15 protein-coding genes are annotated in these 13,595 nt (G+C 70.6%); all 15 read left to right on the forward strand.

Translation table 11 applies throughout. From position 1 onward, the window contains the following. The first annotated feature begins 83 nt into the window (after positions 1-83). The 15 genes from ABD691_RS05880 to lepB all read left to right on the forward strand — a co-directional run bounded on the left by ABD691_RS05880 (position 84) and on the right by lepB (position 13,587). Positions 84-1,421 (forward strand): ammonium transporter, encoded by a 1,338-nt coding sequence (locus ABD691_RS05880; protein WP_344678377.1) that lies wholly within the window; start codon positions 84-86, stop codon positions 1,419-1,421. Next, positions 1,418-1,756 carry a P-II family nitrogen regulator gene (locus ABD691_RS05885; RefSeq protein WP_344678378.1) on the forward strand — a complete coding sequence of 113 codons (339 nt, stop codon included), beginning with the start codon at positions 1,418-1,420 and terminating at the stop codon, positions 1,754-1,756. Before ABD691_RS05880 ends, ABD691_RS05885 begins: the two co-directional genes overlap by 4 nt. A gap of 246 nt (positions 1,757-2,002) precedes the next feature. After that, positions 2,003-2,374, forward strand: coding sequence for a glycoside hydrolase family 6 protein (locus ABD691_RS33835; RefSeq protein ID WP_344678379.1), 372 nt, complete (start codon positions 2,003-2,005; stop codon positions 2,372-2,374). 160 nt (positions 2,375-2,534) lie between these two features. Further along, positions 2,535-3,071 (forward strand): AAA family ATPase, encoded by a 537-nt coding sequence (locus ABD691_RS05895; protein WP_344678380.1) that lies wholly within the window; start codon positions 2,535-2,537, stop codon positions 3,069-3,071. Between the two features lie 292 nt (positions 3,072-3,363). Next, entirely contained in the window at positions 3,364-5,088 is a 1,725-nt protein-coding gene (locus ABD691_RS05900) for a DEAD/DEAH box helicase (protein WP_344678381.1), read from the forward strand. A 123-nt stretch (positions 5,089-5,211) separates the two neighbouring features. Next, on the forward strand, positions 5,212-6,756 hold the full coding sequence (ffh, locus tag ABD691_RS05905) for a signal recognition particle protein (RefSeq protein WP_344678382.1): 1,545 nt from the start codon (positions 5,212-5,214) through the stop codon (positions 6,754-6,756). Continuing rightward, on the forward strand, positions 6,753-7,826 hold the full coding sequence (locus ABD691_RS05910; RefSeq protein WP_344678383.1) for an amidohydrolase family protein: 1,074 nt from the start codon (positions 6,753-6,755) through the stop codon (positions 7,824-7,826). The genes ffh and ABD691_RS05910 overlap by 4 nt, the downstream gene beginning before the upstream one ends. Positions 7,827-7,933: 107 nt before the next feature. Further along, positions 7,934-8,809: a CPBP family intramembrane glutamic endopeptidase gene (locus ABD691_RS05915; protein WP_344678384.1), complete on the forward strand. Its 876-nt coding sequence runs from the start codon at positions 7,934-7,936 to the stop codon at positions 8,807-8,809. 143 nt (positions 8,810-8,952) lie between these two features. Further along, positions 8,953-9,681: a CPBP family intramembrane glutamic endopeptidase gene (locus ABD691_RS05920; RefSeq protein WP_344678385.1), complete on the forward strand. Its 729-nt coding sequence runs from the start codon at positions 8,953-8,955 to the stop codon at positions 9,679-9,681. A gap of 176 nt (positions 9,682-9,857) precedes the next feature. Beyond that, complete coding sequence (rpsP, locus tag ABD691_RS05925; protein WP_344678386.1) at positions 9,858-10,310, forward strand: 30S ribosomal protein S16; 453 nt, start codon at positions 9,858-9,860, stop codon at positions 10,308-10,310. Then, positions 10,307-10,546, forward strand: a complete 240-nt coding sequence (locus ABD691_RS05930) for an RNA-binding protein (RefSeq protein WP_344678387.1) — start codon at positions 10,307-10,309, stop codon at positions 10,544-10,546. Before rpsP ends, ABD691_RS05930 begins: the two co-directional genes overlap by 4 nt. A gap of 8 nt (positions 10,547-10,554) precedes the next feature. Beyond that, entirely contained in the window at positions 10,555-11,097 is a 543-nt protein-coding gene (rimM, locus tag ABD691_RS05935; RefSeq protein ID WP_344678388.1) for a ribosome maturation factor RimM, read from the forward strand. A 52-nt stretch (positions 11,098-11,149) separates the two neighbouring features. Continuing rightward, on the forward strand, positions 11,150-11,941 hold the full coding sequence (gene trmD / locus ABD691_RS05940; protein WP_344678389.1) for a tRNA (guanosine(37)-N1)-methyltransferase TrmD: 792 nt from the start codon (positions 11,150-11,152) through the stop codon (positions 11,939-11,941). Positions 11,942-12,129: 188 nt separating this feature from the next. Continuing rightward, positions 12,130-12,489, forward strand: coding sequence for a 50S ribosomal protein L19 (gene rplS, locus ABD691_RS05945; RefSeq protein ID WP_344678390.1), 360 nt, complete (start codon positions 12,130-12,132; stop codon positions 12,487-12,489). A gap of 183 nt (positions 12,490-12,672) precedes the next feature. Next, positions 12,673-13,587 carry a signal peptidase I gene (gene lepB, locus ABD691_RS05950; protein WP_344678391.1) on the forward strand — a complete coding sequence of 305 codons (915 nt, stop codon included), beginning with the start codon at positions 12,673-12,675 and terminating at the stop codon, positions 13,585-13,587. Positions 13,588-13,595: the final 8 nt, after the last annotated feature.

Here is a 13,595-nt window from a genome sequence, read left to right on the forward strand (position 1 = left end):
ACGAGCCCGAAACAACGCGCCCGTGTCCCTGAAACACGCATTTCCCATTATTCCGGCCAACTCGGACCGCACGGGGAGGCATTGTGAATTCAGGCGACACCGCATGGGTGCTCGTGAGCGCGGCCCTGGTCCTGCTCATGACCCCTGGACTGGCTTTCTTCTACGGGGGCATGGTGCGTTCGCGCGGCGTGCTCAACATGCTCATGATGAGCCTCGGCAGCATCGGTGTCGTGGGTGTGCTGTGGGTGCTGTTCGGCTACTCCGCGGCTTTCGGCACCGACGTCGGGGGAGCGGGGTTGCTGGGCAACCCGGTCGAGTTCTTCGGCCTCTCGCAGCTGCTCGGTGAGGACAAGATCTCCGGCACCATCCCGACGCTGGCGTTCGTCGGGTTCCAGGCGATGTTCGCGATCCTGACCGTGGCCCTGATCTCCGGCGCGATCGCCGACCGCGCCCGCTTCGGCCCCTGGCTGCTGTTCGCCGGGCTGTGGGCGACGCTGGTCTACTTCCCGGTCGCGCACTGGGTCTTCGCCTTCGACACCAAGGACGACGCGGGCAACGTGACCGCGCTCGGCGGCTGGATCGCCAACCGCCTGGCCGCCATCGACTTCGCAGGCGGCACCGCGGTGCACATCAACGCAGGTGCGGCGGCGCTGGCGCTGGTGCTCGTGCTGGGCAAGCGCAAGGGCTGGCCGAAGGAGGCGGGCAAGCCGCACAACCTGCCCTTCGTGGTGCTCGGTGCCGGTCTGCTGTGGTTCGGCTGGTTCGGCTTCAACTCCGGTTCGGCGCTGGCGGCCAACGGCACCGCCGCGGTCGTGCTGGTCAACACCCTGGTCGCCACCAGCGCCGCGATGCTGGGCTGGCTGCTGGTCGAGCGCATCCGCGACGGCCACGCGACCACCCTGGGCGCGGCCTCCGGCATCGTCGCCGGTCTGGTGGCGATCACCCCGGCGTGCTCGTCGGTGACCCCGGTGGGCGCCATCGCGATCGGCGCGATCACCGGCGGCATCTGCGCGCTGGCGGTCAGCCTCAAGTACCGCTTCGGCTACGACGACTCGCTCGACGTCGTCGGCGTGCACCTGGTCGGCGGCCTGCTGGGCACCCTGCTGGTCGGCGTGTTCGCCTCCGAGGCGGCCCCGGCCGGCGTGTCCGGGCTGCTCTACGGCGGCGGCTTCGACCAGCTGTGGCGGCAGGCCGTCGGCGCGGTCGCGGTGCTGGGATACTCGTTCGTGCTCAGCCTGGTCATCGCGCTGCTGGTCAAGGTGACCGTCGGGTTCCGGCTGAGCGAGCAGGACGAGGTCGAGGGGATCGACGAGACCGAGCACGCCGAGACCGCCTACCACTTCGACGGCGGCCGTCCGGTCTACCGTTCCCCTGTCCGCGCCGACGAGGTGGAACGCAAGCTGGAGGGCAGCAACGCATGAAGCTGGTGACCGCGATCGTGCAACCGTCCAAGTTGGACGATCTGAAGGAGGCGCTCGGCCGGCTCGGCGTGCTGGGCATGACCGTCAGCCAGGCCCAGGGCTACGGCAGGCAGAAGGGCCACAAGGAGGTCTACCGGGGCGCCGAGTACGCGGTGGACTTCATCGAGAAGCTGCGGGTCGAGGTCCTCGTCGACGACGCCACCGCGGACAAGGTGGTCGACGGGATCGTGACCGCCACCCGCACCGGGAGCGTCGGTGACGGCAAGGTCTGGGTGACGCCGGTGGAGTCCGTGGTGCGGGTGCGCACCGGGGAAACGGGCGTCGAAGCGATCTGAGACCGGAAAAAGGTGGGTGCGGAGCGGTCCGCACCCACCTTTTTTGGCTCCTGGGTGCGGCTTCTCCGGTGGTGCGGGGAAATCCGGTCGAGATGACCGACGGTTTTTACACCGACCCCGACTCCAACCCCGCGGTGTGGGTCCGCGAGAACCCGGACCACGCCGACGCGCGGGCGATCAGGACCGAGATCGCCGAGAAGCCCGGTGCCCGCTGGTTCGGCGACTGGAACACCGACCGAGGAATCGATGGCCAAGGGCAACGCGATCAAGCAAGCCCTCGGCGGCGGGAGCGAATTCCTCGTCGACACCAGCCGCAACGGCAACGGCGCGCCCGCCGACGACGCGGTGTGCAACCCGCCGGGCCGCAGGCTCGGCGTCCCCAGCCAGGTCGGTTCTGCTGCATCCGCCGCGCGCGGCGGAAGCCCGGTGCGGACAGTCCCTAAGGGAATCTGGGTAGCACTACGCAGGCGCACTCAGGGGGCTTCACGGTCCTCTCGGACCCGTGTGGACGGCAGACTTCTGGCCAGACGCGATAAGGGATGTCCGGGAAGGGGGCCCCGCCCGTGCTGGGGGTCGGGCGGGGGGAGAACCGGACAGATCAGGGGGAATCGCGTCTAGGGGGAGGGGGCCGAGGTGGCTCGTCGAGGGGGCGGGCCACCTCCGGCATTTCCGGGGTGGCATCGCGCACTCGCCCGGTCTGCGAAGATCACCGAGCGCGTAGCCTGGTGGGCCTGTGGACAATTCGGACCAGCACTCAGCCGCCGGGCCACCGCCGACCGTGCCAGTCGACCGCCGGTCGCTCGTGGTCCTCGCCGGGCTGCCCGGTGCGGGCAAGAGCACGCTGCTGACCCGGATCAGCACCGACGCCCCGATCACGGCACTGGACTCCGAGCAGGTCAGGGCGGTTCTCCGCGAGGTGCTGCCGGACCGCCTGCCGTACCGCTGGTACCGGGTGCTGGTCCACGTCGCGCACCGCAGCCGCATCGCGTGGAAGTGCCTGACGACCTCCGGTCCCGTGGTCGCGCACGAACCGTCCACCCGCAGCACCACCCGGGCGCTGCTGCTGCTCGTCGGACTGCTCACCGGACGCCGCCGGGTGCTGGTGTGGCTGCACGTGGACGCCGCCACCGCGCTGGCAGGTCAGCACGCCCGCGGCAGGCTGATCCGCGGCCGGTCGTTCCGCAGGCACGTCCGGCGGGCCGAGCGCTTCCACCGCGAGCTGCTGTCGGCGCGGCCCCCGCGCGGCTGGAACAGCATCCACGTCTTCTCCCGGGACGACCTGTCCCGCGGCCTCCGGCTGGAGATCGGCGGGTGACGGTCGTCTCGTTCCCCCCGGGTGGGGGCGGAAACGATCTCACCGGCCCGCTACTCTGGGCAGTCGGTGTGCGGGGAGAAGCCCCGGAACACCAGGCTGAGATCATCGAGCTGCGAGTGACTGGCAACAGTGTGAGCGTTGTAGGTGTGCGCGGTTCGACATGCGCGAGCAGTGGTACCACCGCGCTGCTGTAGGACCTGACTGTTGCCTCACGACGTGAGTGGGCGTTCGAGCAGGGCCGTCATCGCATTGATCAGCCCCCTGTCGATCCCCGAGGAGACCTGCGCCCAGCATGCCCACCTTCGACGAACTCGACCTCGACCCGCGCGTCCTGAAGGTCCTGGCCGAAATCGGTTACGAGTCGCCGTCCCCCATCCAGGCCCAGACGATCCCGCCCCTGCTCGAAGGCCACGACGTCATGGGCCTCGCGCAGACCGGCACCGGTAAGACCGCCGCCTTCGCGCTGCCCATCCTGACCCGGCTCGACCTCGACGCCAAGACGCCGCAGGCGCTGGTGCTCGCCCCCACGCGCGAGCTCGCCATCCAGGTCTCGGAGGCGTTCCAGCGCTACGCCGCGCACCTGCCCGGCTTCCACGTCCTGCCGATCTACGGCGGCCAGAGCTACGGTCCGCAGCTGGCCGGGCTCAAGCGCGGCGCGCACGTCGTCGTCGGCACCCCCGGCCGCATCATCGACCACCTCAACAAGGGTTCGCTGGACCTGACCGGGCTGAAGAACCTGGTGCTCGACGAGGCCGACGAGATGCTGCGGATGGGCTTCATCGAGGACGTCGAGACCATCCTGCAGTCGGTGCCCGAGCAGCGGCAGGTCGCGCTGTTCTCGGCCACCATGCCGCCGGCGATCCGCAAGATCAGCCAGTCCTACCTCAACGAGCCGGTGGAGATCTCGGTCAAGACCAGGACCACCACCGCCACCAACATCAACCAGCGCTACATCCCGGTCCGCGGCCCGGCCAAGCTGGACGCGCTCACCAGGATCCTCGAGGTCGAGACCTTCGACGCGATGATCGTGTTCGTGCGCACCAAGCAGCTCACCGAGGAGCTGGCCGAGAAGCTCCAGGCCCGCGGCTTCAGCGCGGCGGCGATCAACGGCGACATCCCGCAGGCCGCGCGCGAGCGCACCATCGGCCACCTGCGGGAGGGCCGGATCGACATCCTCGTCGCCACCGACGTCGCGGCCCGCGGTCTCGACGTCGAGCGCATCTCGCACGTGCTCAACTACGACATCCCGCACGACAGCGAGTCGTACGTGCACCGCATCGGCCGCACCGGCCGCGCGGGCCGCAGCGGCGAGGCGATCCTGTTCGTCTCCCCGCGCGAGCGGCACATGCTGCGCTCGATCGAGAAGGCCACCCGCCAGTCGATCGGCCAGATGGATCTGCCCAGCATCGACGCGGTCAACGACCAGCGGCTGGCCAAGTTCGCCCAGAGCATCACCGACACCCTCGCCAAGGGCGGGCTGGAGCTGTTCCAGAACCTGGTCCAGGAGTACGAGCGCACCCACGACGTGCCCGCGGCCGAGATCGCCGCCGCGCTGGCCAGCATGGTGCAGGGCGAGACCCCGCTGCTGCTGGAGCCCGAGCCGGAGCCGAAGCGCGGCCGCGACACCGGCGCGGCGAAGTTCGAGCCCGAGACCTCGGACACCGAGACCTACCGGGTCGAGGTCGGCCGCCGCAACCGGGTCACCCCGAGCGCGCTGGTCGGGGCGCTGGCCAACGAGGGCGGGCTGCACAGCAAGCACATCGGCCACATCGACATCCGCGACGGGCACACCCTGATCGAGCTGCCCGCGGACCTGCCCGACGACGTGCTGCGCAGGCTGCGCAAGACCCAGGTCGCCGGTCGCGGCCTGCGGATCAGCCTCGCCGACGGCGAGTTCGTCAGCAGGCGCCCGCACCGGCCCGGCCGGGACAAGCCGCGCCCGCACCGCAAGGGCCAGCGCTCGCCGGGCTCGGCCCGCACGGTCGCGGGCAAGCGCGCGGTCCGCGACCACGCCTGATCGTTCCCGCAGGTGGGGGCACCGGACCGGTGTCCCCGCCGATGATCGACGCCCGTGCGTGGACCAACGGGTTCCGCCGGGCGGTTACCCTCGCATAGGAACATCCACGACTCTGGAGCCCCCGTGTTCGACACTCTCTCCGACCGGCTCACCTCGGTCCTGAAGAATCTGCGCGGCAAGGGCCGGCTGTCCGACGCCGACATCGACGCCACCGCGCGGGAGATCCGCATCGCCCTGCTGGAAGCCGACGTGGCGCTGCCGGTGGTGCGCAGCTTCATCGCGGGTGTCAAGGAACGCGCCAAGAGCGCGGAGGTCTCGCAGGCCCTCAACCCGGCGCAGCAGGTCGTCAAGATCGTCAACGAGGAGCTTGTCACCATCCTCGGCGGCGAGACCCGCAGGCTGGAGTACGCCAAGACCCCGCCGACGGTGATCATGCTCGCCGGTCTGCAGGGTTCCGGCAAGACCACCCTGGCGGGCAAGCTGGCCCGCTGGCTGCAGAGCCAGGGCCACACCCCGATGCTGGTCGCCGCCGACCTCCAGCGCCCGAACGCGGTCAACCAGCTGCAGGTCGTCGGGGAGCGGGCCGGGGTCGCGGTGTTCGCGCCCGAGCCGGGCAACGGCGTCGGCGACCCGGTCGAGGTCTCCCGGCGCAGCATCGACGAGGCGCGCCGCGCCCAGCACGACATCGTCATCGTCGACACCGCGGGCCGGCTGGGCATCGACCAGGAGATGATGCAGCAGGCCGCCGACATCCGGGACGCGGTCAAGCCCGACGAGACCCTGTTCGTCGTCGACGCGATGATCGGTCAGGACGCGGTCACCACCGCCGAGGCGTTCCGCGACGGCGTCGGCTTCTCCGGCGTGGTGCTGACCAAGCTCGACGGCGACGCCCGCGGTGGTGCCGCGCTGTCGGTCCGCGAGGTCACCGGCCAGCCGATCATGTTCGCCTCCAACGGCGAGAAGCTGGAGGACTTCGACGTCTTCCACCCGGACCGGATGGCCAGCCGGATCCTGGGCATGGGCGACGTGCTCACCCTCATCGAGCAGGCCGAGCAGGCGTTCGACGCCGAGCAGGCCGAGCAGGCGGCGCAGAAGCTCGGCGCGGGCCAGCTGACGCTGGAGGACTTCCTGGAGCAGATGCAGGCGGTCCGCAAGATGGGCCCGCTGCAGAACCTGCTGGGCATGCTGCCGGGTGCGGGCCAGATGAAGGACCAGCTCGCCAACTTCGACGAGAAGCACCTCGACCGGGTGCAGGCGATCATCCGCGGCATGACCCCCGCCGAGCGGGAGGACCCGAAGATCATCAACGCCTCGCGGCGGCAGCGCATCGCGCGCGGTTCCGGCGTCACGATCAGCGAGATCAACGACCTGGTCAACCGGTTCTTCGAGGCCCGCAAGATGATGCAGCAGATGGCCGGCCAGTTCGGCGGCTTCGGCGGCGGGGGCAACCGCAAGGGCAAGAAGGGGAAGAAGGGCAAGAAGGGCAAGGGCCGCGGGCCGACCCCGCCGAAGGGGATGCGCGGGATGCCCGCCGGGTTCCCCGGACTCCCGCCGGGCGGCGGCATGCCCGGTGGCGGCGGTCCCGACCTGTCCCAGCTCGGCGGCGGCATGAACGACCTGCCCGCCGGGTTCGACCCGTCGAAGCTGAACTTCGGCAAGAAGAAGTGACCGCCCTGCACCTGCGCGCCGTGGTGCTGCCCGGCGCCGAGCACCGCGACGTGTGGATCACCGGCGGCCGGATCAGCCTGGAGCCGGTGCCTGACGCGACGACGGTGTTCGACGGCGGGTACGTGCTGCCCGGTCTGGTCGACGCGCACTGCCACGTCGGCATCGGCCCGCAGGGGCCGGTGGACCTCGACGAGGCCGCGGTGCAGGCCGAGGCCGACCGGGACGCGGGCACGCTGCTGATCCGCGACTGCGGGGCGCCGATCGACACCCGGCCTCTTCAGGAGCGCGAGGACCTGCCGCGGATCATCCGCGCGGGCAAGCACCTCGCGCGGCCCAAGCGCTACATCCCGTACCTGGCCGACCAGCTGGAGCACGAGGAGCAGCTGCCCGCGGCGGTCGCCGAGCAGGCCGAGTACGGCGACGGCTGGGTCAAGCTCGTCGGCGACTGGATCGACCGCTCGGTCGGCGACCTCGCGCCGCTGTGGAGCGACGATGTGCTCGCCGAGGCGATCGCCGCCGCGCACGCGCGCGGGGCGCGGGTGACCGCGCATGTCTTCGGCGAGGACGCGCTGCCGGGACTGCTGGCTGCCGGGATCGACTGCATCGAGCACGGCACCGGCCTGACCGACGAGACCGTCGCGATGATGGCCGAACGCGGGACCGCGCTGGTCCCGACCCTGGTCAACATCGAGAACTTCCCCTCGTTCGCGTCGGCGGCCGTCAAGTACCCGGACTACGCCGCGCACATGACCGCGCTGTACGAGCGGGGCGACCGGACCGTGGCCAAGGCGATCGAGGCCGGCGTCCCGGTCTACGCGGGCACCGACGCGGGTGGCGGGATCGCGCACGGCGTGCTTGTCGACGAGGTGCAGGCGCTGCACCGCGTGGGCATGTCCACCGAGCAGGCCATCGGCGCCGCGTCGTGGTCCGCGCGCGAGTGGCTGGGCTGGTCGGACCTCCGGCACGGCGCGGCAGCCGACCTCGTCTGCTACGACGACGACCCCCGCAAGGACCTGAACGCGCTGCGCAACCCCCGCAGGATCGTGTTGCGCGGACGCGTCGTCGGCTGACGCCTCCCGCCGGATCCACCCGACTCGGTGAAAGTGGAGCATGATCACCGATGTCGCCCGGCCATCACGGGCGCATAGTTGGGTTCGGCAAGAGGGGGAGATGCACCGTGGACGAGCCGTTCCGGGACCAGTCGCGGGAGGATCCGCTCGGCTTCCCCGTCGCCCGGCTGCCCGGTGATCCGGAGCAGGGTCCGTCCTGGGCCGCGTACTCGCAGCCGATGCGCGGCGCCGACGACACCAGCGACCCCGACCTGCACCCGCGCTACTGGGAGGCGCAGCTCGAAGCCGCCCGCAGGGGCAGCCTGGCCTGGGGTTTCGCCGCGTTCTTCCTCGGCTACGGCAGCTACTACCTGATCAGCCTGGTCCTCAGCGCCGCGCTGCCGTCCCGCGAGACCGGCTTCGACCCGGCCGATCCGCCGGACCTCGGCCCGATGCTGCTGCTGGCCTTCGCGCCGAACATCGTGCTGGGGCTGGTCCCGGCGCTGTTCTCCTGGCTGCGGGGCAACGGCCTGCGCTCCGACTTCGGCATCGTGCCGAAGCTGCGCGACCTGCGGGTCGGCCTCGCCTGCGGCGGGATCGCGCTGCTCGCCTCGTGGGTGCTGGGCATGATCATGATCGCGATCAACGGGATGCCGCCGGACAGCGCGCTCACCCGGCTGATGCAGGGCGAGAAGACGGTCTGGCTGTTCCTGTTCGCGCTGTTCGCCTTCCTCGGCGCCCCGCTGACCGAGGAACTGTTGGTGCGCGGAGCGCTCTGGGGAGCGCTGGAGCACTACCGCGTCCCGCGATACGCGATCCTGCTGCTCACGGCGCTGATCTTCGCCTTCATCCACCAGGAGGCGTGGCGCACCCCGGTGCTTTTCGCGGGCGGCCTGGCCATCGGCGCGGCGCGGATGATCACCGGCCGGGTCGGCGCGAGCATGATCGCGCACGCGACCAACAACTTCCTGCCCGCCGTGGTCCTGTTCTTCGCCGCCGGTTGACCGGATCCGCCCGAGGCGAGCGGACGCGCGGGTAACCTGGCGGTTCCGGCGGTGTCGATCGGTGTGGAAGCGCGTTCGGCAGGCACGATCCGGTCGCACGGAGGCGCAGTTTGAGCACATCACTACCCGAAGCAGGCGGCACGGTGACCGAACCGCGCCCGGAACCCGAACGCCCGGCGCACCGGTGGGGCTTCGGTGCGTTCTTCCTGGCGCAGGCCGTCTTCGTGCTGGTGTCGGTGACCGTCGCGGCGTTCTTCGGCGAACTCGGCGACGAGGGCTCCCGGCTCGGGCTGGCGCTGGTGCTGATGCTGGTCGTGCCGACGGTCCTGGCCGGGTTGGTCGCGGTGGTCATCACGCTGGTGCGGGGCAACGGCCCGCGCATCGACTTCGGCCTGCAGTGGCGCTGGAAGGACATCACGACCGGGCTGGGCATCGGCGTGATCGGCCTGGTCAGCACCACCATCGCGTCGATGGTGTGGATCAACTGGGTCGGCCAGGACAACGCCAACTCCACGGTCAGCAGCATGCTCGACGGGATCCGGCTGCCGCCCGCGCTCGCCGTGGTGATCTTCCTGCACGTGTGGCTGGTCGCCCCGGTGTGCGAGGAACTGCTCTACCGCGGCCTGCTCTGGGGCGCGATGGAGCGGCTGCGCTGGAGCAAGTGGACCGCGCTCGTGCTCAGCACCGCCATCTTCGCGATCGGCCACCTGGAACCGGAGCGCACCTTGCTGCTGCTGGTGATCGCGATCCCGATCGGCGTCGCCCGGATGGTCACCGGTCGGGTCACCGCGAGCATCGTCGCGCACCAGGTGAACAACTTCCTGCCCGCGGTCGGGCTGCTGCTGATCTCGCTGGGCGTGATGCCCGAGTAGGCCGACGCCCGGAACGGCGAGGCCGGGGGCGTCTGGCACAATGGGTAGCTGTTCGCTGCGAGCGGTCCCTCTCACCGCCCGCGGCCGGTCGACGTAAGAGCGTTCCATCCCGTAGCCCCACGCGGAGTGGCATGCTCACCCGAGCACGAACGAGAGTCTGAGGAGCACCACAACCCGTGGCTGTGAAGATCAAGCTGGCGCGGATCGGTAAGATCCGCGAGCCGCACTACCGCATTGTCGTCGCCGACGCCCGCACCCGCCGCAACGGCCGGGCGATCGAGACGATCGGCCAGTACCACCCGATGGAGGAGCCCAGCCGGATCGAGGTGGACTCCGAGCGGGCGCAGTACTGGCTGGGTGTCGGCGCGCAGCCGACCGAGCCGGTGCAGAACATCCTGGAGATCACCGGCGACTGGCAGAAGTTCAAGGGCCTGCCGGGCGCCGAGGGCAAGCTGAAGGTCGCCCCGGCCAAGCCGAGCAAGCAGGAGCTGTTCGAGGCCGCGCTGGCCGCCGCCGGCGAGGAGCCGGTCGCCGAGGCGACCACTCCGAAGAAGAAGGGCGGCAAGAAGGCCGAGGCCGCCGAGGACAAGCCCGCCGAGGAGCAGAAGTCCGAGGAAGGCCAGGCGTGACGGTCGTCGCGGACGCGCTCGAACACCTGGTGCGCGGCATCGTCGACAACCCCGACGACGTTCGCGTGCAGCTGATCACGACCCGTCGCGGCCGCACCCTCGAGGTGCACGTGAACCCGGACGACCTGGGCAAGGTCATCGGGCGCGGCGGCCGCACGGCGACCGCACTGCGGACCGTGATCTCGGGCATCGGTGGCCGCGGCATCCGGGTCGACGTGGTCGACACCGACCGCTGAGCACGAACATGAGCGATCAGGAACCGGTGACCCTGGTCGTCGGGCGGATCGTCAAGCCGCACGGCGTGCAGGGCGAACTCGTCGTCGAGGTCCGCACCGACAGCCCGGAGCTGCGTTTCGCTCCGGGCTCGGTGCTCGGCCTGCGGCGCCGCGGTGCGCGCGGTTCCGAGAGCTTCACCGTGGCAGCCGTCCGGCCGCACGCCGGACGGCTGCTCGTGTTCGCGGAGGGCGTGCGCGGCCGGGAGGCGGCCGAGGAGCTGCGCGGAGCGGTGCTGACGGTGCCCGCCGACGAGCTCGAACCGACCGACGACCCGGACGAGTTCCACGACCACCAGCTCGAAGGGCTGCGCGTGGTGCTCCCGGACGGCGCGGACGCCGGTGTCGTGACCGACGTCGTGCACACCCCGGCGGGAGAGCTGCTGGCGGTGCGCACCCCCGAACGGCACGAGGTGCTCGTGCCGTTCGTGACCGAGATCGTGCCCGAGGTCGATCTCGAAGGTGGCCGGCTGCTGGTCGATCCGCCGGAAGGTCTTTTCGACTCCCAGCAGTGATCCCGCCATCCACTCCCAGCCCGTCGCAGGGCGACTCACCGCAAGGCTTCCCATGCGCATCGACGTCATCACGATCTTCCCGGACTACCTGAACCCGCTGCGCGAAGCGCTGCTCGGCAAGGCCATCCAGCGGGAGCGGATCGCCGTCGGCGTGCACGACCTGCGCGACTGGACCCACGACGTGCACCGGGCGGTCGACGACAGCCCGTACGGCGGTGGCCCGGGCATGGTCATGAAGCCCGACGTCTGGGGCGAGGCCCTGGACGAGGTGTGCGGCTCCGACCCGGAGCGGATGCCCCTGCTGGTGGTGCCCACCCCGGCCGGTCGACCGTTCACCCAGCGCACTGCGGTGCGCTGGTCGCGGGAACCCTGGCTGGTCTTCGCCTGCGGGCGCTACGAGGGCATCGACCAGCGGGTGATCGAGGACGCCTCCCGCCGGATGCCGGTGGAGGAGGTCTCCATCGGCGACTACGTGCTGGTCGGCGGCGAGGTCGCGGCCCTGACCATGATCGAGGCAGTGGTCCGGCTGCTGCCCGGAGTGCTGGGCAACCCGGCCTCGGCGGAGCAGGACTCGTTCTCCGACGGGCTGCTCGAAGGCCCCTGCTACACCCGGCCGGAGGTCTGGCGCGAGCTCCCGGTCCCGGACGTGCTGCGTTCCGGGAACCACGCGGCCATCGCCCGCTGGCGGCGGGACCAGGCCCTGGAGCGGACCTACCGCAGGCGTCCGGACCTGCTGGACGCGCTGCCGGAGCGGACCCTGGACGCCGGGGACCGCGCGGTACTCGATAGGCTTGAGGAGTCGGATCACCCCGGTGATCCCCGGTCCACCGGCAGCTCCGCCTAGCGCGAGCACTCCGGACGGGCCGGTTTCGGCATGAAAGTGCGCGTCTGGCACACTGGACCGGTTGCTGCAGCCGGAGTGACAGCCGGCGCGCTCAAAGCAAGCTCACCCCGTGTCAGGCGGTGCCCACCCGCTGGGCGCACCGACGTGCGAGAACACGGGGAAACGACACGGATGAGGACGGACCACCGATGAACACCCTGGACGCTCTGGACGCCCAGTCGCTGCGTTCCGACATCCCCGCCTTCCGGCCTGGCGACACGCTGAAGGTCCACGTCCGCGTCATCGAGGGTTCGCGCGAGCGGAACCAGGTTTTCCAGGGCGTGGTGATCCGCCGTCAGGGCGGCGGCGTCCGGGAGACCTTCACCGTCCGCAAGGTGTCCTTCGGTGTCGGCGTGGAGCGCACCTTCCCGGTGCACAGCCCGAACATCGCCAAGATCGAGGTCGCCACCCGCGGTGACGTCCGCCGGGCGAAGCTGTACTACCTGCGCGACCTGCGCGGCAAGGCGGCCAAGATCAAGGAGAAGCGCGAGACCGCGCCCGCTTCCTGATCGAGCCGCGGAGCGGAGAATGTCGAACGGCCCGGGTGTCCGCACCCGGGCCGTTGTGCATTTCCGGGTGGCAGATCACTGAACCGGTTGATCCGGCGTACCCAGCGTGATTCCGCTCAGTGGCGACGCGCGGGGCGCGGGGTAGCCCGATCGCGGTCCGTCACGTTCAAGTAGCCTGGCCGGGTGGCCGACGTGATGCGCTCCACCGGACCAGAGGAAGATCCCCAGGACGGGGAGCACCGCGATGCCCCTGAAGAGCGACCGGCACGTCGGTGGCGATCCTCGGGCAAGCAGAAGAAGGGCTCGTTCTGGCGCGAGCTGCCGATCCTGATCGTCACCGCGCTCGTGCTGACCGTGCTCATCCAGGCGTTCCTGGCCAGGGTGTACGTCATCCCGTCGCAGTCGATGGAGCAGACCCTGCACGGGTGCACCGGGTGCAACAACGACCGGGTCCTCGTGGACAAGGTCAGCTACCGGTTCACCGACCCCGAGCCCGGTGACGTGGTCGTGTTCCGCGGCCCGCCCGCGTGGGTGCAGAACGAGTTCCACGTGCAGGAGTCGGCCAACCCCGTCGCACAGTTCTTCCAGGGCGCGGCCTCGCTGATCGGGTTCGGCACCCCGGACGAGAAGGACTTCGTCAAGCGGGTGATCGCGACCCAGGGCCAGACCGTCGAGTGCTGCGACACCGAGAACCGGGTCACCGTCGACGGCAAGCCGCTCAACGAGCCCTACGTCTACTGGGAGCCGGGCCGCGGCAACGAGCAGCAGGACTTCGAGGCGGTCACGGTTCCGCCCGGGCACATCTGGGTCATGGGCGACAACCGCAACGACTCCGCCGACTCGCGCGTGCAGGGCGGTGGCGGCATCAACGGCGCGGTCCCGGTCGACAACGTGATCGGCAAGGCACAGGTGATCGTGCTGCCGCCGACGCGCTGGCAGGGCATCGGAGACCCGAACCCGCAGGCCGACGCGCTGGGCGCCCCCGCGTGGCAGGCCGGGTTGCCTGCCGGGGTGGGTTTCGCCGCGGCGTTCCCCGTGGTCTGGGCGGGTCGTAGGCTCGTGCGTGGAGGACTCCTACGTTCGCGGGAGCGGCACTGACCGTGGTT

The organism is Saccharopolyspora taberi, from assembly GCF_039534165.1.
Classification (GTDB): domain Bacteria; phylum Actinomycetota; class Actinomycetes; order Mycobacteriales; family Pseudonocardiaceae; genus Saccharopolyspora_D; species Saccharopolyspora_D taberi.

Excerpts from the sequence above, each read along its gene's own strand:
- rplS (WP_344678390.1), top strand. The coding sequence starts at position 12,130 with ATGAACACCCTGGACGCTCTGGACGCCCAGTCGCTGCGTTCCGACATC.
- trmD (WP_344678389.1), top strand. The coding sequence starts at position 11,150 with ATGCGCATCGACGTCATCACGATCTTCCCGGACTACCTGAACCCGCTG.
- ABD691_RS33835 (WP_344678379.1), top strand. The coding sequence starts at position 2,003 with ATGGCCAAGGGCAACGCGATCAAGCAAGCCCTCGGCGGCGGGAGCGAA.
- rimM (WP_344678388.1), top strand. The coding sequence starts at position 10,555 with ATGAGCGATCAGGAACCGGTGACCCTGGTCGTCGGGCGGATCGTCAAG.
- ABD691_RS05900 (WP_344678381.1), top strand. The coding sequence starts at position 3,364 with ATGCCCACCTTCGACGAACTCGACCTCGACCCGCGCGTCCTGAAGGTC.
- ABD691_RS05885 (WP_344678378.1), top strand. The coding sequence starts at position 1,418 with ATGAAGCTGGTGACCGCGATCGTGCAACCGTCCAAGTTGGACGATCTG.